The organism is Streptomyces sp. NPDC051214, from assembly GCF_040682375.1.
GTDB lineage: Bacteria > Actinomycetota > Actinomycetes > Streptomycetales > Streptomycetaceae > Streptomyces.
The window spans coordinates 297,557-319,538 of the sequence record NZ_JBFBAT010000008.1 but is presented as its reverse complement, the minus strand read 5'-3'; the positions used below and the strand labels follow the sequence as shown (position 1 = coordinate 319,538).

General features: G+C 71.9%; 24 protein-coding genes. 8 read left to right on the top strand and 16 right to left on the bottom strand.

Annotation, left to right across the window (positions count from 1 at the left end):
* Positions 1 to 5: 5 nt before the first annotated feature.
* The 3 genes from AB0M70_RS22870 to AB0M70_RS22860 all read right to left on the bottom strand — a co-directional run bounded on the left by AB0M70_RS22870 (position 6) and on the right by AB0M70_RS22860 (position 2,672).
* Positions 6 to 1,334 (bottom strand): aldehyde dehydrogenase family protein, encoded by a 1,329-nt coding sequence (locus AB0M70_RS22870; RefSeq protein ID WP_365822085.1) that lies wholly within the window; start codon positions 1,332 to 1,334, stop codon positions 6 to 8.
* Positions 1,335 to 1,401: 67 nt separating this feature from the next.
* A complete protein-coding gene (locus tag AB0M70_RS22865; RefSeq protein ID WP_365822083.1) occupies positions 1,402 to 1,971 on the bottom strand; it encodes a helix-turn-helix domain-containing protein in 570 nt (189 codons plus the stop codon).
* Positions 1,972 to 1,976: 5 nt separating this feature from the next.
* On the bottom strand, positions 1,977 to 2,672 hold the full coding sequence (locus AB0M70_RS22860) for a type 1 glutamine amidotransferase domain-containing protein (RefSeq protein WP_365822081.1): 696 nt from the start codon (positions 2,670 to 2,672) through the stop codon (positions 1,977 to 1,979).
* Positions 2,673 to 2,781: 109 nt separating this feature from the next.
* Between AB0M70_RS22860 and AB0M70_RS22855 the strand changes: the two genes are divergently transcribed.
* On the top strand, positions 2,782 to 3,744 hold the full coding sequence (locus tag AB0M70_RS22855) for a LysR family transcriptional regulator (RefSeq protein ID WP_365822079.1): 963 nt from the start codon (positions 2,782 to 2,784) through the stop codon (positions 3,742 to 3,744).
* Between the two features lie 14 nt (positions 3,745 to 3,758).
* Here AB0M70_RS22855 and AB0M70_RS22850 read toward each other — a convergent pair whose 3' ends face one another.
* Positions 3,759 to 4,151, bottom strand: coding sequence for a nuclear transport factor 2 family protein (locus AB0M70_RS22850; RefSeq protein ID WP_365822077.1), 393 nt, complete (start codon positions 4,149 to 4,151; stop codon positions 3,759 to 3,761).
* 84 nt (positions 4,152 to 4,235) lie between these two features.
* On the opposite strand from AB0M70_RS22850, the gene AB0M70_RS22845 reads away from it, so the two are divergent.
* Positions 4,236 to 4,829, top strand: coding sequence for a PadR family transcriptional regulator (locus AB0M70_RS22845; protein ID WP_365822075.1), 594 nt, complete (start codon positions 4,236 to 4,238; stop codon positions 4,827 to 4,829).
* Entirely contained in the window at positions 4,822 to 5,475 is a 654-nt protein-coding gene (locus AB0M70_RS22840) for an HAD family phosphatase (protein WP_365822073.1), read from the top strand. Before AB0M70_RS22845 ends, AB0M70_RS22840 begins: the two co-directional genes overlap by 8 nt.
* 25 nt (positions 5,476 to 5,500) lie before the next feature.
* Here the strand turns inward: AB0M70_RS22840 and AB0M70_RS22835 are convergent, their stop codons facing one another.
* Complete coding sequence (locus AB0M70_RS22835; protein ID WP_365822071.1) at positions 5,501 to 8,728, bottom strand: cytochrome P450; 3,228 nt, start codon at positions 8,726 to 8,728, stop codon at positions 5,501 to 5,503.
* Between the two features lie 199 nt (positions 8,729 to 8,927).
* Here AB0M70_RS22835 and AB0M70_RS22830 point away from each other — a divergent pair, with 199 nt between their 5' ends.
* Positions 8,928 to 9,512, top strand: coding sequence for a PAS domain-containing protein (locus tag AB0M70_RS22830; RefSeq protein ID WP_365822384.1), 585 nt, complete (start codon positions 8,928 to 8,930; stop codon positions 9,510 to 9,512).
* Between the two features lie 43 nt (positions 9,513 to 9,555).
* Here AB0M70_RS22830 and AB0M70_RS22825 read toward each other — a convergent pair whose 3' ends face one another.
* The 8 genes from AB0M70_RS22825 to AB0M70_RS22790 form a co-directional block, all read right to left on the bottom strand.
* A complete protein-coding gene (locus tag AB0M70_RS22825; protein WP_365822069.1) occupies positions 9,556 to 9,894 on the bottom strand; it encodes a MerR family transcriptional regulator in 339 nt (112 codons plus the stop codon).
* Positions 9,895 to 10,333: 439 nt separating this feature from the next.
* Positions 10,334 to 10,642, bottom strand: a complete 309-nt coding sequence (locus AB0M70_RS22820; RefSeq protein WP_365822067.1) for an SCO5918 family protein — start codon at positions 10,640 to 10,642, stop codon at positions 10,334 to 10,336.
* 46 nt (positions 10,643 to 10,688) lie between these two features.
* The gene (locus tag AB0M70_RS22815; protein ID WP_365822065.1) at positions 10,689 to 10,916 is read right to left on the bottom strand and encodes a CBS domain-containing protein; all 228 of its coding nucleotides are present in this window, start codon (positions 10,914 to 10,916) and stop codon (positions 10,689 to 10,691) included.
* A 45-nt stretch (positions 10,917 to 10,961) separates the two neighbouring features.
* The gene (locus tag AB0M70_RS22810) at positions 10,962 to 12,476 is read right to left on the bottom strand and encodes a DEAD/DEAH box helicase (protein WP_365822063.1); all 1,515 of its coding nucleotides are present in this window, start codon (positions 12,474 to 12,476) and stop codon (positions 10,962 to 10,964) included.
* Between the two features lie 288 nt (positions 12,477 to 12,764).
* Positions 12,765 to 12,968 carry a cold-shock protein gene (locus AB0M70_RS22805; RefSeq protein WP_363206525.1) on the bottom strand — a complete coding sequence of 68 codons (204 nt, stop codon included), beginning with the start codon at positions 12,966 to 12,968 and terminating at the stop codon, positions 12,765 to 12,767.
* A 348-nt stretch (positions 12,969 to 13,316) separates the two neighbouring features.
* A complete protein-coding gene (locus AB0M70_RS22800) occupies positions 13,317 to 13,700 on the bottom strand; it encodes an FhaA domain-containing protein (RefSeq protein ID WP_365822060.1) in 384 nt (127 codons plus the stop codon).
* Between the two features lie 71 nt (positions 13,701 to 13,771).
* Complete coding sequence (locus AB0M70_RS22795; protein ID WP_365822058.1) at positions 13,772 to 14,227, bottom strand: PRC-barrel domain-containing protein; 456 nt, start codon at positions 14,225 to 14,227, stop codon at positions 13,772 to 13,774.
* Positions 14,224 to 14,811, bottom strand: coding sequence for a PRC-barrel domain-containing protein (locus tag AB0M70_RS22790; RefSeq protein WP_365822056.1), 588 nt, complete (start codon positions 14,809 to 14,811; stop codon positions 14,224 to 14,226). The genes AB0M70_RS22795 and AB0M70_RS22790 overlap by 4 nt, the downstream gene beginning before the upstream one ends.
* 323 nt (positions 14,812 to 15,134) lie before the next feature.
* Here AB0M70_RS22790 and AB0M70_RS22785 point away from each other — a divergent pair, with 323 nt between their 5' ends.
* Positions 15,135 to 16,028, top strand: coding sequence for an RNA polymerase sigma factor SigF (locus tag AB0M70_RS22785; RefSeq protein WP_365822054.1), 894 nt, complete (start codon positions 15,135 to 15,137; stop codon positions 16,026 to 16,028).
* A 101-nt stretch (positions 16,029 to 16,129) separates the two neighbouring features.
* Positions 16,130 to 16,525 (top strand): STAS domain-containing protein, encoded by a 396-nt coding sequence (locus AB0M70_RS22780; RefSeq protein WP_363206520.1) that lies wholly within the window; start codon positions 16,130 to 16,132, stop codon positions 16,523 to 16,525.
* Between the two features lie 11 nt (positions 16,526 to 16,536).
* On the opposite strand, the gene AB0M70_RS22775 is transcribed toward AB0M70_RS22780, so the two are convergent.
* Both AB0M70_RS22775 and AB0M70_RS22770 read right to left on the bottom strand, forming a co-directional pair.
* Positions 16,537 to 18,933 (bottom strand): FtsX-like permease family protein, encoded by a 2,397-nt coding sequence (locus AB0M70_RS22775; protein ID WP_365822051.1) that lies wholly within the window; start codon positions 18,931 to 18,933, stop codon positions 16,537 to 16,539.
* Entirely contained in the window at positions 18,930 to 19,622 is a 693-nt protein-coding gene (locus AB0M70_RS22770; RefSeq protein ID WP_365822048.1) for an ABC transporter ATP-binding protein, read from the bottom strand. The genes AB0M70_RS22775 and AB0M70_RS22770 overlap by 4 nt, the downstream gene beginning before the upstream one ends.
* A gap of 214 nt (positions 19,623 to 19,836) precedes the next feature.
* On the opposite strand from AB0M70_RS22770, the gene AB0M70_RS22765 reads away from it, so the two are divergent.
* The gene (locus tag AB0M70_RS22765; RefSeq protein WP_365822046.1) at positions 19,837 to 21,138 is read left to right on the top strand and encodes a histidine kinase; all 1,302 of its coding nucleotides are present in this window, start codon (positions 19,837 to 19,839) and stop codon (positions 21,136 to 21,138) included.
* Positions 21,135 to 21,830 (top strand): response regulator transcription factor, encoded by a 696-nt coding sequence (locus tag AB0M70_RS22760; RefSeq protein WP_365822044.1) that lies wholly within the window; start codon positions 21,135 to 21,137, stop codon positions 21,828 to 21,830. Before AB0M70_RS22765 ends, AB0M70_RS22760 begins: the two co-directional genes overlap by 4 nt.
* Here AB0M70_RS22760 and AB0M70_RS22755 read toward each other — a convergent pair.
* Positions 21,824 to 21,970: a hypothetical protein gene (locus AB0M70_RS22755; RefSeq protein ID WP_365822042.1), complete on the bottom strand. Its 147-nt coding sequence runs from the start codon at positions 21,968 to 21,970 to the stop codon at positions 21,824 to 21,826. The genes AB0M70_RS22760 and AB0M70_RS22755 overlap by 7 nt on opposite strands.
* Between the last annotated feature and the right edge of the window lie 12 nt (positions 21,971 to 21,982).

Sequence of the window (21,982 nt, the reverse complement as noted above, 5' to 3'; positions counted from 1 at the left end):
CGGGGTCAGCTCAGCGGAACGTCGAGCCGGGCCTTGCGGTGGCTGAACGTGGCGATGGAGTGCGGCCCGTGGTAGTTGCCGACGCCGCTCTCGCCGACTCCGCCGAACGGCAGCTCGGGGACGCGCAGATGGGCCATCGGGAGACCGAAACCGAGGCCGCCCGACGACGTCTCCGCGGCGAGACGCCGCCGGGTGGTCTCGCTCCCGGTGAAGCCGTAGAGGGCGAGCGGCTTGTCACGGTCGTTGATGAACGCGATGGCCTCGTCGAGTCCCTCGACGTTCACGATCGGCAGGACGGGGCCGAAGATCTCCTCCTGCATCACCGGCTCGTCCGGCTTCACGTCGGTGAGCACGGTCGGCGCGATGTAGACGTCGTCGCGGTCGCTCTGCCCGCCGAACGCCGTGGTCCCGGAGCCGAGGAGCGCCGAGACCCGGTCGAAGTGCCGCTCGTTGACGATGCGTCCGTACGCCTCCGAGGACTTGGGGTCCGGGCCGAACACCCGCTCCACGGCCGTGCGCAGCTCCTCGGCGAGGGCGGGCGCGGTCTCCGGGTCGGTCAGGACGTAGTCGGGGGCCACGCATGTCTGGCCGGCGTTGCGGAACTTGGACTCGGCCAGGCGGGTGGCGACGGCGGCCAGGTCGACGTCCCGGTCCACGAACACCGGTGATTTGCCGCCGAGTTCGAGGGTGACCGGGGTGAGGTGCTCGGCGGCGGCGCGCATCACGATGCGGCCGACGGCGCCGTTGCCGGTGTAGAAGATGTGGTCGTACCGCTGGGCGAGCAGCGCGGTGGTCTCGGGCACGCCGCCCTCGACGACGGCGACCGCCTCCGTGTCCAGGTACTCGGGGATGAGGCGGGCGATCAACCGCGAGGTGGCCGGGGTGACCTCACTCGGCTTGAGGACGGCCGTGTTGCCCGCGGCCAGGGCGCCCACGAGGGGTACGAGCAGCAACTGCACGGGGTAGTTCCACGGCGCGATGATCAGGACGGTGCCGAGCGGCTCGTACTGCGTACCGGCCGTGGAGCCCTCGGGCAGGCCCGCGAGGGCGCCGGGCGCGAGCGGCTGCGGGCTCAGCCAGTCCTGCAGATGGGCCAGCGTGTGGTCGATCTCCCGTACGGGGAAGTCGACTTCGGCGGTGTAGGCCTCGGTGCGGGGCTTGTGCAGATCGGCGTGGAGGGCGTCCGCGATGTCCTCGCGGTGCTCCGTGAACAGGGAGCGCAGCTGGGTGAGCTGCTCCTCGCGCCAGGCCAGGGGCCGGGTGCGGCCGGTGGCGAAGGTGGCGCGGAGCCGTGCGACGAGGGCTTCGGGGGCGAGCGCTTCGGGGTGTTGCATGAGGGGTCTCCTCGGGAGGTCTGAAGTGGTGCTGTGCAGGGGGAGGGGGAGGGGGAGGACGGGCGGGTCAGTCGGCCGGCGGAGAGGCGACCGGCGATCCGAGCAGCCCGGTCAGGAGCGCGTCCGTGGCGGGGCCGAAGAGCGCGCGGCCGTCGGACACGGACTCCAGGCCCATGACCAGGGCGATGCAGATGTCGGCGGCCTCGGCGGGCTCCACCGCGGCCGGGGTCCCCGCCTCGGCGAAGAGGTCGATGAGCAGGCGCCGCAGCGAGCCGGTGAAGCCGTCGCAGATGTCACCGAAGAGGCGCGCCTTCGCGTCGAGCAGTTCGGCGGAGTGCGGCGAGTCCCCGGCCAGGCGCAGGACCAGGTCGAGCTTGGCGGCGAGGACCCCGCGGACGCGCTCGGCGGCGGAGGTCTCCTCGGCCGCCGCCTGCCGGGCCCGCGCGAGCGCCTCGGAGTGCAGACGCTCGGCGAGCTTGCGGAAGGCGTCGTCCTTGTTGCGTACGTACTGATAGACCGCTGACCGGGACACGCCCATCGTGGAGGCGATGTCGTCCATCGTGGTGCGCCGTACGCCGTACCGCGTGAGGGAGTCGTAGGTGGCGTCGAGGACCTCTTCGAGCCGGTCGTTGCCCATGAGGGTCAGGCCAGCTTCTTGAGCAGCTCGTCCGCCAGGGGAGCCGAGGACGCCGGGTTCTGGCCGGTGACCAGGTTGCGGTCGACGACCACCTTGGGGGCCCACGCCTCGCCCTCCCGGAAGTCGACGCCCGCCGCGACGAGCCGGTCCTGGAGGAGCCACTTGGCCTTGTCGGCGAAGCCGGACTGCGTCTCCTCGGCATTGGTGAAGCCGGTCAGCTCGTACCCCGCGAACGCGTTGGAGCCGTCCTCCTTGGTGGCCGCGAGCAGGGCGGCGGGCCCGTGGCAGACGACCCCGAGCGGCATGCCGATCTCCAGCGCGGAGGTGAGCAGCCTGCCCGAGTCGGCGTTGACGGCGAGGTCCTCCATGGGGCCGTGGCCGCCGGGGTAGAAGACCGCGGCGTACTCGGCGAGGTCGACCTCCTCCAGCTTGACCGGCTGCAGGAACTCGGCGATCTCCGCGAGCGTGGCGGCGATCTTCTCGGCGCCCTCCTCGCCGCCGTTGAACTCGGGCGCGAGGCTCGCCTGGTCGACGGTCGGCACGACGCCGCCCGGCGTCGCGACGACGATCTCGTGCCCGGCGGCCTTGAACGCCTCGTACGGCGCGACGGCCTCCTCGGCCCAGAAGCCGGTCGGGTGCTGGGTGCCGTCAGCCAGCGTCCAGTGGTCGGCGCCGGTCACGACGAACAGGATCTTGGACATGGTGTCTCTCCGAGGCTGGAATCTCTGACGTTCTGTGCTCAGAGCGTCAGTCGGTGCTGTCCTCGAAAGTAGGCGCGTGCACCCAACGAAATCCAATAGGCTGACCCATATGGGAGATAGGAATTCCGATGGTTCGGCGGGAATAGCCACAGGGACCGCGGGGGCCGGGCCGCTGGACCTGAACCTGCTGCGCACGTTCCTCGCCGTATACCGGTCGGGTTCCTTCACCGCCGCCGCCCGGGTGCTCGGCCTGTCGCAGCCCACCGTCACCACGCAGATCCGGGCCCTGGAGCGGCAGGTCGACCGGGAGCTCTTCGCGCGGCTGCCGCGCGGCGTGGCTCCCGCGCCGTACGCGGACGCGCTCGCCGCACGGATCGTCGATCCCCTCGACGCCCTCGCCGCGGTCACCGGACACGGCGGCCCCCTCGACGGCGCCCCCGCCGAACCCGTCCATCTGGCGGGCCCGGCGGAGATGCTCTGCCACTGCGCGCTTCCCGCGCTGGCTCCCCTGGTCGAGCAGGGGGTCAGGCTGCGCGTGACGACGGGCCTGACCGACCGGCTCCTGGACGAGCTGCGGGCGGGACGGCACGACCTGGTGATCGCCACGGCCCGCCCCCGCGGGCGCTCGCTGAGTTCGGTGCCGCTCGCGGACGAGGAATTCGTCCTGGTCGCGGCCCCCGCCTGGGCCGAGCGCATTGGCGGCGGCGCGCGGATCGCCGCCGACGGCCCCGGGGTGCTGCTCGGCGTCCCCCTGGTGAGCTACGCCGATGACCTGCCGATCGCCCGCCGCTACTGGCGGCACGTCTTCGGCAAGCGGCTGGCCTGTGAGGCCTCCGTCACGGTCCCCGACCTGCGCGGCGTGCTCGCGGCGGTCACCGCGGGCGCGGGATTCGCCGTACTGCCCCGCTACCTCTGCCGTGACGCCCTGGCGGCCGGTGCGCTGACTCTCCTGCACGACCCGGAGGACGCCCCGATCAACACGGGCTTCCTGGTGCGTCGCCCGGGGTCCGCGGACAATCCGCACGTCGCTCTCGTGCACGACCACCTGATCCGCTCCGCCCGCGCCTGGTAGGAGTGGGCGCGCGCCTAGGCCCCCGCCGCCTCCTGGGTGATCCGGTCCCACTGGGCGCCCATGGCCTCCGCCAGTGCCTGCGCGGCCGACAGGGGGCGGACCATCACCATGAACTCGTCGATCAGGCCCTCCTCGTTCACGTGCAGGAAGTCGCAGCCGGTGATCTGCCGGTCGCCGACCCGTGCCTCGAAGACGAGCGCGGAGTCACGGCCCCCGGCGTCGCTGATCTCGCGTACGTACCGGAAATCCTCGAAGACCCGTGTCACGCCGCGCAGGATCGCGGCGGTCGTCGCCTTGCCCGGGTAGGGGCGGAAGACGACCGGACTGGAGAAGACCACGTCCTCGGCCAGCAGCGCCTCGATGGCCGCGTGATCGTCGGCCTCGACGGCCTTGCGGAAAGCCTGCATGAGCACACCTCGCAGGTAAGCGTTGATAGTCAACTTGTTGAGTAGGTGCAGAGGAGAGTAATCACATCGGTGTACGGTGTCCAGATGTCTCTGAAGTACGCGGTGCTCGCGGCGCTCCTGGAGGGCGAGTCGTCCGGCTACGACCTGGCCAAGATCTTCGACGTCTCCGTGTCGAACTTCTGGTCCGCGACTCCCCAGCAGCTCTACCGCGAGCTGGAGCGCCTCGCCGCCGACGGTCTGATCGACGCACGCGTGGTGCAGCAGGAACGCAGGCCGAACAAGCGGATGTTCACGCTCACCGACACCGGCCTGCGGGATCTGCACGCCTTCGCCGCCGAGCCGCCCCGGCCCATCGCCATCCGGGACGAGCTCATGGTCAAGGTGCAGGCCATGGACGGCGCCGACCCGGCCGCCACCCGCGCGCTGATCGAGGAGCGCATGGAGTGGTCGCGGGGCAAGCTCGCCCGGTACGAACGGCTGCGCCTGCACCTCCTCGGCGGCCGCGAGGAGGAGACGTACCTACGAGAGGCCGAGCGCGTCGGCCCCTACCTCACGCTCATGGCCGGCAGATCCCTGGAAGAGTCGAACCTGCGCTGGGGAGAGCGGGTCCTTGAGATCCTCGACCGACGATGCGAGTACGCCGCCAAGGGCGCAACTACAGGAGACAGTCATGGATGACGTGCTCGAGGCGAGGGCGGAAGGCCCGCCGCGTGCGGTGCTCACCGACTTCGGCGGGGTGCTGACCACCAGCGTGCTCGACTCGTTCCGTGCCTGGTCCACGCACGTGAGCGACGACCCGCTCCTGATCGAGCGGCTCTTCCGCGAGGACACGGAGTCCTCGGCCCTCCTCGTGGAGCACGAGTGCGGGCGCATGAGCGAGGCCGAGTTCGAGCGGGGCATCGCGGGGCGGCTGCGCGAGAAGGGCGTGGACGTCGAACCCGCGGGCCTCGTCACCGCGATCGCGGCGGGGATGCGTCCGGACCAGACGATGCTGGCGGCGCTGAGCGGGCTGCGCGCCCAGGGCGTCCCGGTGGCGATCGTGTCGAACGCCCTCGGCGACGACTGCTACCAGGGCTACGACCTGGACGCGCTCGCGGACGTCGTGGTGATCTCCAGCCGGATCGGCTCCCGCAAGCCGGGCCGCCGCATCTACCGCACGGCCTGCGATCTCCTCGGCGTCGACCCGACCGCCTGCGTCATGATCGACGACCTGGAGCACAACCTGACCGGCGCGGCCCGCCTGGGCATCAGGGGCCTGCACCACATACACAGCGACGAAACGGCCCACGCGCTGCGGGAGTTGTTCCCCGCAGACCCTGCGTGAGCCGCCCGTCCCCGCGACGCGTCCCTCACCCCGCCGCGTACACGTCCTCCACGTAGCGCCCCTGCGCGGTCAGCTCGTCCAGCCAGCGGGCGGAGTCCTCAGGCGTGGCCCCTGGTGTGCGCTCCCGGTGGAGCGCGCGCAGGGCCTCCCGTACGCCCGGAGCCATGCGGGAGCCGTCGCCGCACACGTACACCCGGGCGCCGGCGCTCAGCAGGGCCCACACCTCCTCGCCCTCCGCCGCGATGCGGTGCTGGACGAAGGCCACCCCGTCGACGGGGGCGGCGCTGAAGGCGGGGCGCAGCGAGACCGCTCCGGCGGCTTCCGCGGCGCGCAGTTCCGCCGCGTGCAGGAAGTCGGCGTCCGGGTGGTCGCAGCCGAAGTAGCAGAGCGCGGGCGGCAGTTGGCTGCCGGACGCGATCAGGGCCGTACGGTCCGCGATGGTCCCGCGGAACGGCGCGAGGCCGGTGCCCGCGGCGACCATGATGACCGGCGCGCTGTCGCCATGGTCGATGCGGAAGGCCTCGCGGCAGGGCTGGACCTTGGCCAGAACGGTGTCGCCCGGCCGCACCCCGTTGAGGTGCCCGGAGCCCGTCCCGCGGTACAGCCGCCCGCTGCCCGAGCGGGCGGGCGCCTCCAGGAGGGAGACCATCAGGTCGGCGTGGCCGGGCTGCGTGCCCGGCGAGGAGGACACCGAGTAGTGCCGGGGCCGCAGCGGCGTGAGCACGTCGAGCAGCCGCGGCCACTCCAGGGCCCCGCGCAGCGCGGGGCAGGCCTCGACCAGTTCGAGCAGCGTGCGTCCGTCACCCGCGCGGGCCCCGGCGTCGGAGGCGAGGGCCGCGAGCTCGGCCCGCTCCGGCGGGCAGGGATTGGCGGCGGCGAGCACGGCGAGCTGCTCCGGGGTGGGGCGGCCCTGCAGTTCGACGTGCTGTGCCAGCAGTTGACGTACCGTCAGCGGCCGGTCGACGGCGAGGCCGTCGCGGCGCGGACGGCTCGCACGGATGTCGAGGACGGCGTCCAGGTCCACCCCGAGGGCGGCGGCGGCCCGCTCGACGAGCGCGGGGTCGTTGACGGGCAGCACGGTGAGGTGATCGCCGGTGCGATAGGTCGTGCCCTCGGGCAGCGCGAGCCGCACGAACCGCTTCGTGCGGGGGTGGCCGGGCGCGGTGAGGTCGTGGGCCTCGCTGACCGTCATCGGGACCAGACCGTGCCGCGCGGCGAGCGCGTCCAGCGGGCCGCCGGTCAGCTCGCGCACCTCGTACGCGTCCGAGGGAGTCGTGGAATCCGGAGCCTCAAGGGCGTCGGGATCGCCGTACTGCTCCAGGAGGGCCTTGCGCAGCCGCGCGGTGAACTCGCGTACGGTGCCGCCGAGATCGCCCGAGGCGTCGGCCGCCGTGCGTTCCAGGAGCCGGGTGCCGCCCAGCTCCGCGAGCCGCTCGTCGAAGCGCGTCGGGACGTGCTGATAGGTGGCGGCCCAGTTGCGGTCGCCCACGCCGAGGACCGCGTAGGTGACGTTCTCGGCGGTGGCCTCCGGGGCGCCGTCCAGCCAGGAGGCGAACGCCGTGGCGTCGTCGGTGGGCCGGCCGTTGTAGGAGGCGGCGGTGATGACGACGGGGCGGTCGGAGGGAAGGGCTCCGGCGTACTCGTCCAGTGGAGCGACCTCCGTCGTGCAGCCCACCGACGCGGCTTCGTCCGCGAGTTGGGCCGCGAAGTCCCGGCAGGTCCCGTAGTTGCTGCCGTGCAGGAAGAGCGCGCGGGTGCCGGGCACGACGCGCGCGGGCAGGGCGGCGGCGTCGGGGTCCGCCACGGCGGGAGCGGCCGTCACGCCCGGCAGCGCACCGTGCACGCGGTCGGCGGAGGTGCGCGGCGTCAGCGTGAGCGTGAAGCCGTCGGGCTTGAGGGTGAGCGTCTCCTTGACGGTGAGCCGGTAGTCGGCGTGATCGTGCAGCCGGTAGCGATGCACCAGCATCCCGAGCAGCATCGTCGCCTCGTGCAGCGCGAACTGCCGCCCGATGCAGGCACGTTCACCGGTCCCGAACGGCTTGAACGCGTGCGGGGAGCGCGCGGCCTCCGCCTCGGCGGTGAAGCGTGCCGGGTCGAAGAGCTCCGGGTTGTCGCCCCACACGGGCTGCCGGTGCAGCATCGGCGTCAGGACGGTGACGCCCTGCCCCTCGCGCAGCGGAATGCGGCCGCCGAGGAGTGTGTCCTCGCGGGCGTGGCGGCCGAACGCGGCGGCCGTCGGCCACAGCCGCAGCGCCTCGTTGAGGACCTGACGGGTGTACGTGAGCCGCCCGACGTCGTCGAAGGTCGGCTCCGGATCGGCGGTGTCGCCCCACAGGGCGTCGACCTCGCGCCGCACGAGGTCGAGGACGGCGGGGTGCTTGGCCAGGTAGTACAGCGCGAACGACATCGCGCCGGACGTCGTCTCGTGGCCGGCGATCAGGAAGGTGATGACCTGGTTGCGGATGTTGGCGGTGTCCAGCTTCGTGCCGTCGCCGGGGTGCGTGGCGCTGAGCATGAGCCCGAGCAGGTCTTCGGCGGGCCCCGCGCCCGATGTCCCGCCCTGCCGCGCGGAGATGACCTCGTCCACCACCTGCGCCAGGTACCCGGCGTCCGCCCGGAAGGCCGCGTCCGCCGCCGTGTGATCGCTGCCCGGCGTACGGCTCAGCCGCGTCATGCTCCACTCCAGGCAGCGCACCATGGCGTCGACGAAGGGATGCGGCTCGGCCCGCTCGAACGAACCGAAGTCGTAGCCGAACCCGGCGAGCCCGATCGTGTCCAGGGTCATCCGGGTCATGTCGCCCGGCACGTCCACGGGACGCCCGTCGCGCGCGCCCCGGTCCCACGCCTCGACGAGCCGCCGGGCGACGCGCAGCATCATCGGGTGGTACGTACGCATCGAACCCATGGCGAACGCGGGCATCAGGATGTCGTGCGCGCGGGCCCAGTTGGGTTCGTCGTTGTACGCGGTGAACAGTCCGTCGGCGGTGAACTCGCGCACGTTCTCCAGGGCGGGCCCGACGTGCTTGGCGAACCGGGTCTCGTCCGCGAGCTCGGTCACGAGATCGAGATCGCTCACGAACAGCGCGTCGCGGCCGTGCAGCCGCCGGCGCACCACGGGCCCGTGCCGGCGGACCAGCTCCATGACCTGCTGCAGCGGGGCGGGGCCCGGTCCGGTGGCGGAGATGTCGATCAGCGGCACGCCGTCGAGGCCGGAGCCGGCGTCCTGGGGGAGCGGTGCGGTGGTGGGGGGCATGGCGTGACAACTGCCTTTCGCCGTACGGAAGTCACTCCTCACCAGCTTGATCGCCGGTCCCCGCGGGTCCGCGCCGTGCCGCTACATGATTGTGTAGTGGCGAACGACGCCCTGCTCTTGACTGCCCCGCTCCCGACTGCCCGCCGGAAGGAGTCGCCCCGTGGACTCCACGGACTCCGTGCTGTGGCGCAACCGCGCCATGACCCTCTTCGACCGCATCCCGATGCCGGTCGCGGTCTGCGACGCGAACGGGGCGATCATCCTCGCCAATCCGGCGATGACGGCGGAATGGGGCGAGACCTCCGGCTCCCTGCGCGGTCGCAATGTACTGGAGCTGTTCCGCCCCGAGGAGGAGACGCAGGTCCTGCGGATCGCCGAGGCCGTGCGCCTCGGCCGCCGCTCGCGCTACCCCGTCGCGGTGCGCTGGGACGCGGCCGACGGGGCGCGCCGCCACGGCGAGCTGACGGCGGAGCCGGTGAGCGACACGGCCGCCGCGGTCCCCGGGCTCCTGGTGCTGCTGCGCGTCCTCGGCGAGGAGCGCGCCCCCGCTCCGGAGCCGCCCGCCCGGTCCGCCACGGCGGCCGAGGCCCGCATCCTGGCCCTGCTCGCCGGTGGCGCCACCACGGCTCAGGCGGCCCGCGACACGGGCCTCACCACGGACGGCGTCACCTACCATCTGCGCCGCCTGACCGAGCGCTGGGGCGCGGCGAACCGAACGGAACTGGTGGCGCGGGCGTACGCGCTGGGAGTGCTCGCCCCGGGGGTGTGGCCGCCGGTCGCGTGACCGGCCCTGCCGGGGGAGTGGCCCCTCCTGGGAGGGGCGGGGCTCAGCTCGGGCCGTCGCCCGACTCCGTCGAGGCGCGGCGGTACTCGGCGTTGATGCGCTGTGCCTCCTCGAGCTGGTCCTCGAGGATGACGATGCGGCAAGCCGCCTCGACCGGGGTTCCCTGGTCCACCAGCTCGCGGGCGCGGGCGGCGATCCGCAGTTGGTAGCGGGAGTAGCGCCGGTGCCCGCCTTCCGAGCGGAGCGGCGTGATCAGGCGGGCCTCACCGATGGCCCGCAGGAAGCCGGGCGTGGTGCCGAGCATCTCGGCGGCCCGTCCCATGGTGTAGGCGGGGTAGTCGTCGTCGTCCAGACGACCACTGAGCGGGGTATCTGCTGTCATGTCACCTCGTTATGCCAACGCGTCGAGGGGCCCTGGTGCCGTACGGCACCAGGGCCCCGAAGGAAATTCAACACCATCTGTCGGCCCTATTGCTGCGCCGACCTCCTGTTTCCGCTGTCCGGCCCTGCGAGAGGGCGGAAATGCGGGGATCGCAGATGCGTGACCGAGGACCACCTTCCGTTCCGGGGTCTTGCGGCTACCCGGGCCCATCGATCTCGGGCCGGGCGATCCTGATGGCGTCTGCTCCCTCCGTTCTCCCTCTGGGTTACCAGCTACGAGAGAAACCTTAATCATGCGACCGCGCAATGTCTACTATGGCGAGCATAGATTTTGTGGACTGCCCCACGGGTACATGCGAGGGGGCAACGCGAAGAGGGCCCCGCCGATGCACCGGCGGGGCCCTCTTCATAGTTCTGTTGTTCGGGTCGTGCGTCTCCCGCTACGCGGGAGTGGGGGCGCCGAGCAGAGCCGACGCCGTCTGGAGCGGGGTGAGGTCGCTCGGGGCGGCGTCCTCGGAAGGCGTGCGGCAGGTGAAGCCGAGCAGCCGCATGGCGCGGGTGACCTCCGCGGCGCTGAAGTCACGCCGGTCCTGCCGGGTGATCACGGCGCCCACCTGCTTGATGGGGTAGTGGCGGCGGCCGACGATGACGGAGTCACCCGTGACGGGCTCGGGCTTGACCCCCTTCATCGCGTCGAGCACCCCAGACTTGGTGAGGTCGAACGGGAAACGGGCGATGACGCAGCGCATGGTGCCTCACAGGTACGGAGATGGGGCGGTGACAGGGGCGGAACGCTCAACGCGTGAGGGTGAAGACGTCCCGCAGGCGGACCTGGTCCGAGTAGGCGGGGCCTTCGCGGACCTCGATGAGCCGGGCACGCGTGATCAGGCGCGTGCGCTGGTCGTCCTCGTCGCACAGGAACAGATGGCCGGCGCCCGCGCCCGCCATCACCGACAGGGCGAGCTCGACGGTCATGTCGTCACGGACCTGCGGTCCGCGTGACGGTGCCTGAACCGGTGTCAAAGGTGCCTCCTGCGAAGGTGGGTGGGCCTGATGGTCGCGCGAGCTCTAGGCCGCCGAGCTGTTCGGTCCCTGCGCGGGGCGGCGCGGGGCACGGTCGGTGCGGCGGTCCTGGGCGCTGCGGCTGCGCCGGCCACGGGAAGAGGCCGAACTGCCGCGCCGGGGGCGCTCGGTGACGGGCCTCGCGATGGTGACCGGGACGCCCGAAGGAGCCTGCGCGCCGGTGATGCGGCTCAACTCCTCCTCGCCGGAGCGCACTTGGGTGGTCTGCGGGGTGATGCCCGCGGCGGCCATCAGACGGCTCATGTCACGACGCTGACCCGGTGTCACCAGGGTGACCACACTGCCGGACTCACCGGCGCGGGCCGTACGCCCGCCGCGGTGGAGGTAGTCCTTGTGGTCGGTGGGCGGGTCGACGTTCACGACCAGGTCGAGGTTGTCGACGTGGATCCCGCGCGCGGCGACGTTGGTCGCCACGAGCACCGTCACATGACCGGTCTTGAACTGGGTCAGGGTCCGGGTGCGCTGCGGCTGGGACTTCCCGCCGTGCAGGGCCGCGGCGCGCACGCCGCTGTTCAGCAGGTGCTCGGTCAGCCGGTCGACGCCGTGCTTGGTGTCCAGGAACATGATCACCCGGCCGTCGCGGGCCGCGATCTCGGTGGTGGCCTGGTTCTTGTCCGCGCCGTGCACGTGCAGCACGTGGTGCTCCATCGTGGTCACCGCGCCCTGCGAGGGGTCGACGGAGTGGACGACCGGGTCGTTGAGGTAGCGGCGGACCAGCAGGTCGACGTTGCGGTCGAGCGTGGCCGAGAACAGCATCCGCTGGCCTTCGGGGCGCACCTGGTCGAGCAGCGCGGTGACCTGGGGCATGAAGCCCATGTCGGCCATCTGGTCGGCCTCGTCCAGGACGGTGATGGCGACCTGGTTCAGCCGGCACTCGCCGCGGTCGATGAGGTCCTTCAGACGGCCGGGCGTGGCGACGACGACCTCGGCGCCGGCGCGGAGCGCACCGGCCTGCCTACCGATCGACATGCCGCCGACCACCGTGGCGAGCTTCAGGCGCTGGGCGCGGGCGTACGGCGTGAGCGCGTCGGTGACCTGCTGGGCCAGCTCACGGGTGGGCACGAGGACCAGGGCGAGCGGCTGGCGCGGCTCGGCGCGCAGGCCTTCCGTACGGGCGAGCAGCGCGAGGCCGAAGGCGAGCGTCTTGCCCGAACCGGTGCGGCCGCGGCCGAGTACGTCACGGCCGGCGAGGGAGTTGGGCAGCGTCGCCCCCTGGATCGGGAACGGCACGCTCATGCCCTCGCGGCCGAGCGCGGCGAGCAGCGGCGCCGGCATCGCGAGATCCGCGAACGCCTCGACGGCCGGGAGAGCGGGGGTGACGGTGACCGGCAGGGCGAACTCGCCCTGGGGTGCCGCCGGACGGCGTCCGTAGCCACCGGAACGGCGAGGTGCGCCGGAACCGGAGCGCGATCCGTGCCCGGAGCCGTAGCCGGAGCCCGAGCCGGAACCCGAGCCCGAGCGGGCGCGGTAAGGGCGGTCGTTTGAGCGTGTGCGGTTCATGCGGAACCTTCCTCGATGCGGCACGTACCAAGGAATTTCCGCAGCGGAAATGCAGCGCGGAGAATCGCGAGAACGGGCCGGATGAAATGCGTGGGGCGAATCCGGCCGGCTGCGATGTTCTGCGGGCGGATGCGCGGGAACGTCTGGCGTTCCGGGCAGGGCACGGCAGGCGCGAGATCAGGAAAAGATGAGCGCGCAGGAACTAGTGGCCCTGGATGATGCTGAAAATGCACGAGCTGGGGCCCGCACCCCAAGGTGCGGGCCCCAGCTGCGAAGTGCGCGTGAGCGTCAGGCGGGAACGATGTTCTCGGCCGTCGGGCCCTTCTGGCCCTGGGCGATGTCGAAGCTCACCTTCTGGCCTTCCTGGAGCTCACGGAATCCCTGGGCGGCGATGTTCGAGTAGTGGGCGAAGACGTCGGGGCCGCCGCCGTCCTGCTCGATGAAGCCGAAGCCCTTTTCCGAGTTGAACCACTTCACGGTGCCGTTAGCCATAATTATCTCCTTCGGGGCAGTGCCCGGAGCCGCACTGTGCTGACTCCGCGTCGCCGCGATGATTGCCCCGCCGGAAATGACCGGAAATACAAAAGTGCTCCCACCGGCCGAAAAGGCGGTGAGGGCACTTGAAGTTTTTGGGAACCACAACTGCAACTGAGATCGACAGTAGCACGGTGCGACCGGCGGCGCGTGGTAAAAAAATGCGTTCCGGGCGTCGCACAAGAAAGACTCAGAGCGCCTGCCGCTGATTTCTCTCACGGCCGGCACACATATTGCTTCGCTCGAAACGCAGCGTTTCTGCGGCTGGGGGCCGGCGCAGGATCGGCAGAGGGCCGGGCCCGTGGATCACCCCGTCCTCTGCGGGGCGATCTGGCCGTGGATCTGGAACCTGCCGACCGCGTCACCATCGGCCGACCGCAGGCTGACGGCCACGGGCCCGGCGAACGTGTAGCCCTGCTCGGCGGCATGGCGGTGCACCTGGGCGGCGAGGTAGCGGTTCAGCTCCGTGCCGGTGGTGGTCAGCTGCCGGTGGCTCTCCGGCGGCAGGTCGATGACGAACGAGTTGGGCACGAGGACGCGCTCGCGCCCGAGGATCAACGCGCTGTCGTCGCACTGCCGACGCAGTATGGCGACCACTTCCCCGCGCTTCTGTTTCGGTGGCAGCAGCAGGGTCCACAGAGTGGTGGTCCAACGCTCCATGGCGTGCTCGATCAGACTGATGACTCGCATGGCGTTTCTGCTGCCCGACGGCCCGGGGAGCACTCTCACCCAATGGGGTGGCCGGCCCGCAGCGGGGCGGATCAGCGCGCGGGCAGGGGCGGAACGTCCGCACCGAGGACCAGTGCGTACGAGCCCAGGCCCACGAGGCGGCTGCCGGGGACCTGTTCGCGCCCGACGTAGAGATCGCCGATGCCGCCGGTGTCCGGGTCGAACGTGACTTCGGTGAGCGTGCCGATGTCCTCGCCGTACTCGGTGAGGACCCGCTTGCCCAGCAGCCGCTTGTGCGCGCGGGAGTGCGAGCCGCCGTGTGCCGCCTCGGTCGCGGCGGCGGTGGTTTCGATGATCACGGCGTCCGGTCCCATCCCGCGCACCTGCGCCCACGGAACGCTGTCGCCGCCGCTCCTGGCGCCCCGCACATACAGTTCCGTGATCCGGCGGGTCCGCGGATCGATGGCGAGCCCGGCCACCTCACCGGCCGGCCGCGCGTCATTGGCGCCGATCACCGGATGCCCGAGAACCTGGCTGAGCAGCATCATCGCTCGTGCCCCTTCCGGAGTTCCGTCTCACCCGCGGCCCGGCCTCGGTGCCACGCCGCGGTCAGCGCGTCGAGATCGTCCACCGCCTGCCCGGCGAGCCCGGCCGGGATCACCAACGTGTCCCCGGTCATGGCCAGTTGCCCGTGCACGGGCAGGAACGCCCTGCGCTCGTGGCGGCCCATGGCCTCGGTGGTCGCGATCTCGAATCCGGCCACCCTTCCGCTGACACCGCTCTCCACGACCGCGTCAAGGACGGTGCCCAACTCCAGCCCCCCGTCGCTCAGTACGCGGGCGCCCCGCACCTGACCGGTGTCGGCCTCGCCCCTGTCCACCACCGCGTCCCTGGCCTGCAAAACATCGTCGGACGGGATCATCACCGCGTCCGGTCCCAGGGCGTGGACGCCGGACCAGGGCAGGCTCTGCTTGAGCGGTCCTGACAGCAGCCCGCGGCCCGCCAGCGTGAAACCGGTGATCTGTCCGCCCGAGGCGTCGAAGACGGTGTCCTTGACCTGGGCCACCGCCTCCCCGCCGAGCGTGACCACGGGCCGCTTGGTGAGCTCGGCGACGAGCATCAAGGTGATCATCGAATCCCCCCGCGTCCCGCCCGGCGCCCCCGCCGGACCACGATCGCGCCGCCACCACGGCGTTTCGCCTGAACTCCGAGGACCGTACCGGCCAACAGGAGCAGTGCGACCAGTACCACGGCCAGCCACATCCACCAGATCACAGCCGTCCACCTCCCGTGTCGTCCCACGGTCGAGTCGAGTTCCCCGAAAGGCGCTTCCTATACGAGAGACGGAGAGTCAAGTCACAGGTATGTAACGGGAGATGGCGGGTAAGAGCCCGTCCACAGCGCGCTCTCTCCCGGAGGGCGCCATCTGGGCCGGGAGTGACGAAGGTGTCCCCGATGACCAGCAGCACCGCTTCCACGATGTCGTACGCCGACCGACATACCGCCGGCCCCGACCTCGCCGCCGCCGAGCCGACGGACATCGAGCACCCCCTGCCCTACACCGCGCCGCACACCGGCAGTCGGCGGACGGCCGACCTCCGGGCCCTGTCCAAGGCGCTCTTCGCCCGCCTGGACGAGGTGGAGGAAGGGACGCCCGAGCACGCGTACGTACGCAACTCCCTGGTGGAGCTGAACCTCAACCTCGTGCAGTACGCGGCGCACCGGATGCGCCCGCGCGACGAGTCGTACGAGGACGTCGTGCAGGTCGGCACGATCGGCCTGATCAAGGCGATCAACCGCTTCGACCTCGCACGTGGCGTGGAGTTCACCACCTTCGCGCTGCCCACGATCATGGGCGAGATCAAGCGCTTCTTCCGCGACACCACGTGGGCCGTGCGCGTCCCGAGGCGGCTGCAGGAACTCCGCCTCGACCTGGTGAAGGCCACCACCGTCCTCGAACAGGCCAACGGCCACGCGCCGACCACCGCCGAACTCGCCGAGCACCTGAACCTGGACGAGGCCGAGATCAGCGAGGGCCTCACCGCGGCCAACGGCTACACCACCGCCTCCCTGGACTTCCCGGCCGACGGCGTCGACTCGGACGACACGCTGGCCGATCACGTCGGCTACAGCGACCCGGCCCTGGACAAGGTCGAGGACCTGCACTCCCTGAAGCCGCTCATCGCCGCGCTGCCGGCCCGCGAACGCAAGATCCTCGCGATGCGCTTCGCCGCCGACATGACGCAGAGCGAGATCGGTGCGGAGCTGGGCATCTCCCAGATGCACGTCTCGCGCATCCTCAGCAGGACCCTCGGGCGACTGCGCGCCAAGCTCACCGACAAGAGGTAGTCGGCGCAGGTCAGAGGGCAGGACAGCGGGGAAGCGCCGCGCGGAGCTGTTTCGGGAGAGGCCACTGGGCTGATCTCGGTACGATGGCTCATGGGGGTGTGATGTCCACTGAGACCCATCGCCTGACCATCACCGAGCTCGCGAGTTGCTCCGACTCCGCGGTGCTGCGGGTCAGCGGCGAGCTCGACCAGTCCTGCGAGGAGTACTTTCTGCGTACCCTCGGCGCTTCCGTCGAGGCCGGGCACCGGCATCTGGTCCTCGACGTGACGGCGCTGATGTTCTGCGACTCGCGCGGGCTCAACTGCCTGCTCGCCGTGCGCTGGCTGCTCGCCCGCCGCGAGGGCAGGCTGCTGCTCGCTGGCGCGGGGCGACGCCTGTCGGAGATGCTGACGCTGACCGGCAGCACGGAACTGCTCCCGGCCCACCGCACGGTCGGCCACGCCCTGCAGACCCTCCCGGCCGACCAGCGCCCCCAGTGGCCGCCCGCGGAGCCCTAGCCCCCGCCCCCTCACTCGGTGCGCAGCGCGGTGGCCGTGCGGGTCCGTGCCGCCCAGGTCGCGGGGAGCAGTGCGCCCAGGAGCGCGATGACTGCCCCGGCGAAGCACAGCAGGACCAGCTGCGGGGTCCCGTACACGTCCAGGACCGACGGCGGCAGACCGGTGCCCGCCGCGCGGCCCATCGCCGGGAGCACGAAGTCGTGCAGCGCGAACCCGGCGGGCACGCCCACGAGACCGCCGGCCACACCGATCCCCGCCACCGAGGCCAGGACGAGCCCCACGGTCTGCCGCGGTGACATGCCGACGGCCTTGCAGACGCCGAGGTCGTGGACGCGTTCCCGGGTGTCGAGGACGACCGAGTTGAGGACCCCGAGGCCCGCCACGGAGACGAGCATCAGGGTGAGCAGCGCCGCCATGGTGTTCAGGACGAGGACCGTGCCCTCCTGGCCGGACGGGGAATGGGCCATGGCGTGGCCGCCCAGCGGTTCGAGGGCCGCGGCGAGCTTCTCGGCGTACGCGGCGGGGGAGACGCCCGGCCGCACGTCGACGTGGAACGTCTCGGGCTCGGCCACCGGGAAGCTGGCGATGTGCGCGTGCAGGTGCAGGCCGTCGTCCGAGGTGTCGAAGGCCTCGCCGACGATCCGCAGCGTCCGCTTCTGTGTCCCCACGGTCACCCGCACGGTGTCACCGATCTGGCTGCCGGTGCTCTCCAGGAAACGCGTGGACACCACGAGCTCTCCCGCGCGGCCGAACCACCGGCCCGCGATCATCTCGTAGGCGCCCGCCTCTGGATCGCCTTCGTAGAGGCTGGCCCGGACCGGACCGGAGATCCCGCTCACGGTGACCTCGGTCTCCGCCAGGCCGTAGTACGAGGCGGTGCCCGCCTGCGCCTCGATGGCGGCGCGCACCTTCGCCGGGTCCGCGGCCGAGCCGGCCGTCGGGCCGGTGGCCGGAGAAGGTGCCTCGCCCTGCGCGGGGCCGGGCTCTCCCGGGCCCGGTGCCGGGCGTCCGCTGATCACGGTCACCGCGGCCCGTTCCTCGGGATCCGACGCTTCCCCGACGGCGTTCAGGGAGGCGGTCAGCCCCACCGCGAACGTCGCCGCGACCGTGCCGAAGGCCACCGCAAGCAGCATCGCGACCGCACGGACCGGGTGCGCGAAGGGACTCGCGAGACCGTAGGTCACCGCCCGGGGCAGCGGCAGCCGCCCCGCGGCCCGGTGCGCCCACTGGCCGCGTCCCGTGCGCGGCGCCCGGCCCACCGCGATGGCCTCGACCGTACGCAGCCGCCCGGCCCGCAGCGCGGGGACCAGCGCCGCGAGGCCGACGACGAACAGCGCGGCGGCCGGCACCACGACATCCACCCACCAGGCCACCGACAACGAAGCCGTGCCGTACACCTCCTCCGTGCCGTCCAGGAGCGGGACGGCCAGCAGGTTGCCGAGGACGACCCCCAGGGCGATGCCGGCGCCCGCCGGGATCAGCGCCTGCGCCACGTAGGCGCGCACCACCTCGCGCGGGGTGAATCCGACGGCCTTGAGGATGCCGATCCTGCGCAGGCTCGTGCCGACCGTGCCGCTGACCACGCTGCCGACGATGATCACGGACATCGTGATGCCGAGGACCCCGAACGCGATCAGGAACGGGATGGTCGGCGCCGCGCCCTGATCGGCGGCGCGCTTGGTGTCCAGATAGGACCGGGTGCCGAGCAGCGCGCCGGACGGCACCGCGGCGGCGAGCTTCTCGCGTGCTTCGGCGATCTGCTCCTTCGTCCCCGCCTGGTCCAGGCGGTAGAGCATCTGGCTCGTGACCGGATCGTCCTTCGACGCCAGCGCCCTGACCTGCGCGGGCGTCGCCCAGGCGGCGGCCGTCCTGCTGACGGATACGGCGAGGCCGACCACCGTGAGGGTCTCGGCGTCCGCCGCGTCGGAGGTCCGCAGGGTGGAGCCGACCTTGAACGCGGGTCCGGCATAACTGGCGTCCAGCACGACCTCCCCCGGCTTCGTGGCCCACCGCCCCGACTTCAGGTCCAGGTCGTCCACCGCGGCGTCCGCGGCGGCGCGCCCGGCCAGAGTCGTGGCCGGCACATGCCCGCCGTCCCGGCCCACCGGACTGATCGTCGTGAGCGGGTACGGTCCCGCGCTCGCCGTGACGCCGTCCAGCCGGCCGGTGTCCTCGATCCGCTCCGTACTCGTCCTGGCCGGGTCGAACTGGGCGGTGAGGTGCGCCCCGTGCTGCTGTGCGAAGGCGTGGTCGAAGGGGGTGTCCGCGGCGACCATGAGGGACCCGGCGACCACGGCCGACGCCACGGCCATCATCGTGGCCACGGCGATCACCAGGGTCTGTACGCGCCGACGGCCCACCCCGGAGCGCACGACGCGGCCCAGCGCGCCGCTCCCGACGCGGCTCATCGGAGCGCCTGCGCGGGCGTGTCCAGGGCGACTTGGCCGTCGACCAGGTGAATGGTGCGGCTCGCGCAGGCCTCGGCCAGCGCCAGGTCGTGCGTGACGAGCACGATGGTCTGCCCGCCGCGGTGCAGGTCCACCAGCAACTCCCGTACGTCGAGGCCCGATGCGGTGTCGAGCGCACCGGTCGGTTCGTCGGCCAGGAGCAGCGCGGGGCGGTTGACCAGGGCCCTGGCGACCGCGACGCGCTGGCGTTCGCCGCCGGAGAGCCGGCCGGGATAGGCGTGGGCGTGCTTCTGGATGCCGAGGATCTCCATGAGTTCGGCGGTGCGGGCCGCGGTCTTCTTCCGCGCCGTTCCCCTCAGCTGGGCGGGCAGCCGGATGTTGTCGGCGACGGTGAGATCGTCGAGGAGGTTGAAGAACTGGAAGACCATGCCGACCTGTTCGCGGCGGAAGCGGGCCAGCGCGTGCTCGCTCAGCCGGTCGATGCGGCGGCCCGCCACCGTGACCGCGCCCTCCGTCGGTTTGTCGAGCCCCGCGACGAGGTTGAGGAGCGTGGACTTGCCGCTGCCGGACGGTCCTGTCACCGCCAGCGCCTCGCCCTGGGCGACGCCGAGGTCCATCGGCCCGAGCGCGGGCGCGCCGGCGTCGTCGTAGCGCTTGGCCACGCCCTGCAGTTCGATCACGTGGGTCATGGGAGGTCCCGTCCTTCGTCGAGGGCTCACGGCTGCCTGGCCCAGCGAACCTAGGAGTGCGCGCGGTCAAGACGCGTCGGCCGCGGCACCGACATCCGGCCCTCCCCGCGAAGGACTTCACCGAGGAGTCATCACCGAGACGTACTCCTGCGGGACGGCACCCCGGCCGCTCAGGCTGATGCGGCACACGGTGGCCGGGTCGCACAATGAGCCGGTGGACACGGGAGAGCGGCGCGGACCGCGTCAGCAACTGCGCGACGCGTTACGGGCCGAGGCGCCGCCCGCCCCGCCGTCGCGCCGTGCGGTGCGCGTCGATGTGGCCCTGGCGGTCCTGCTGACCGTCATCGCCCTGATCGTGGCGGCGCGTTACCCGGACAGCGGGCCGGTGTCGATCGGGCAGGAACCTCCGGCCAGACCCGAACCGCCGCCTCCGGGGCCGGGAGCGGTGCACCACGAACCCCCCTACGCCGCGCCCTGGCCGCTGGTCGCGCTGTCGGCTCTGCCGCTCGCGGTCCGGCGCCGGTATCCGCTGGTCGCGTTCGCGGCGGTGCTGGCCGTGGCGCTGGCCATCGGTGAGGACCAGACGTCCTGGATCAACGTGCTGACCTGCGTCATCGGCGCCTACAGCGCTGTCGTGCACAGCCGCTACCGGATGGGGGCGGTGGCCGTGCTGCTGCTGGCCGCCGTCCTCGCGGGCATCGCGTTCAGGGACACGGCGCCCGTCCTGCCGGGCTGGTCCAGCCCGGCGGTCGTGCTGCTCGTGGCGGGGGTCGTTGCCGCCCTGGTCCGTTTCTGGCGGCGGCAGTTGACGGCGAGCACGGACCGGTACGCGCGGCTGCAGCAGGCGCAGGGCGAGGCCACGCGCAGGGCGGTGGACGAGGAGAGATCCCGCATCGCCGCCGAACTGCACGACGTGGTGACCCACAATGTGAGCGTGATGGTGATCCAGGCCGGCGCTGCACGCAAGGTGATGGACGCGGCGCCGGAACGGTCGAAGGAGGCGCTCCTCGCGGTCGAGGCCGGGGGCCGCGCCGCGATGGCCGAACTACGCCATGTGATGGGCCTGTTGGCCGCGCCGGACACCGGCAGGAACGACACCCCGGCGGACGGCCTGGAGCCGCAGCCGGGCCTCGGCGAACTCGACGCCCTGATCGCGCGCGTGCGCGCCGCCGGGATCCCGGTCGGCGTCACGGTGAGCCTGCCGCAGGACCCGCTGTCGCCCGGGGTGGACCTCGCGGCGTACCGCGTCGTCCAGGAAGCGCTGACCAACGCCATCAAGCACGCGCCAGGAGCGGAGGCCTCCGTGACCATCGGCCGCGCGGACGGCTGCCTGGAGATCGAGGTCATCGACACCGGCCGCGCACAGAAAGCGTCACCACCCCCGACGGACGGCGACGGCCGCGGCCTGATCGGACTGCGCGAGCGCCTCGCGGTCTACGGGGGCGAACTCACCGCGGGGCCCACCCTCGCGGGGGGCTACCGGATCCTGGCCCGCATACCCTGGCCCACACCATGAGTTGGCCACCGCTCCGCATCGTCATCGCCGACGACCAAGCCCTGGTGCGCACGGGATTCGGGATGATCCTGGCCGCCGACGGCATCGAGGTGACGGCCGAGGCGGCCGACGGGGCCGAGGCGGTGGCAGCCGTCCGGCGCACCCGGCCCGACGTCTTCCTCATGGACATCCGGATGCCTCACATGGACGGCATCGAGGCCACCCGGAGGATCCTGGGCGGCGAGGGCCCGCACGAGACGCGGGTCATCATCCTCACCACGTACGACCTCGACCACTACGTGTACGCGGCGCTCACCGCCGGTGCCAGCGGCTTCCTGCTCAAGGACGTCACCCCCGAGCATCTGGTGGCCGCCGTACGCCTCGTGCAGTCCGGCGACGCGCTGCTCGCGCCCACCATCACCCGCCGCCTCATCGAACGCTTCGCCACCCGCGAGGAGAACCGTCCTGCGGCCCTCCACCGGGACCTTTCCGGACTGACGCCCCGCGAACTGGAGGTGCTCCGCCTCCTGGCGACGGGCCTGAGCAACGCCGAACTCGCCGACCGCCTCTTCCTCAGCCCGACCACGGTCAAGACGCACATCGGCCGCATCCTGTCGAAACTGGATCTGCGCGACCGGGTCCAAGCCGTCGTGCTCGCCTACGAGACCGGGCTGATCTCACCGGGAGGCCGTGACGCGGACCCCGTTCAGTGACGTCCACCGAACTTGCCGAGCATCCGCTTGGCCTGGGCCCGCTTCCTGGGGTCGGCCGAGGCCCGACGGGCCTGCTGGATCGTGCGCTGTCCCTGGGGGCTGCGGACGAACTGCTTGATGCGGTTGATGACTCCGGGCATGACGACTCCTGG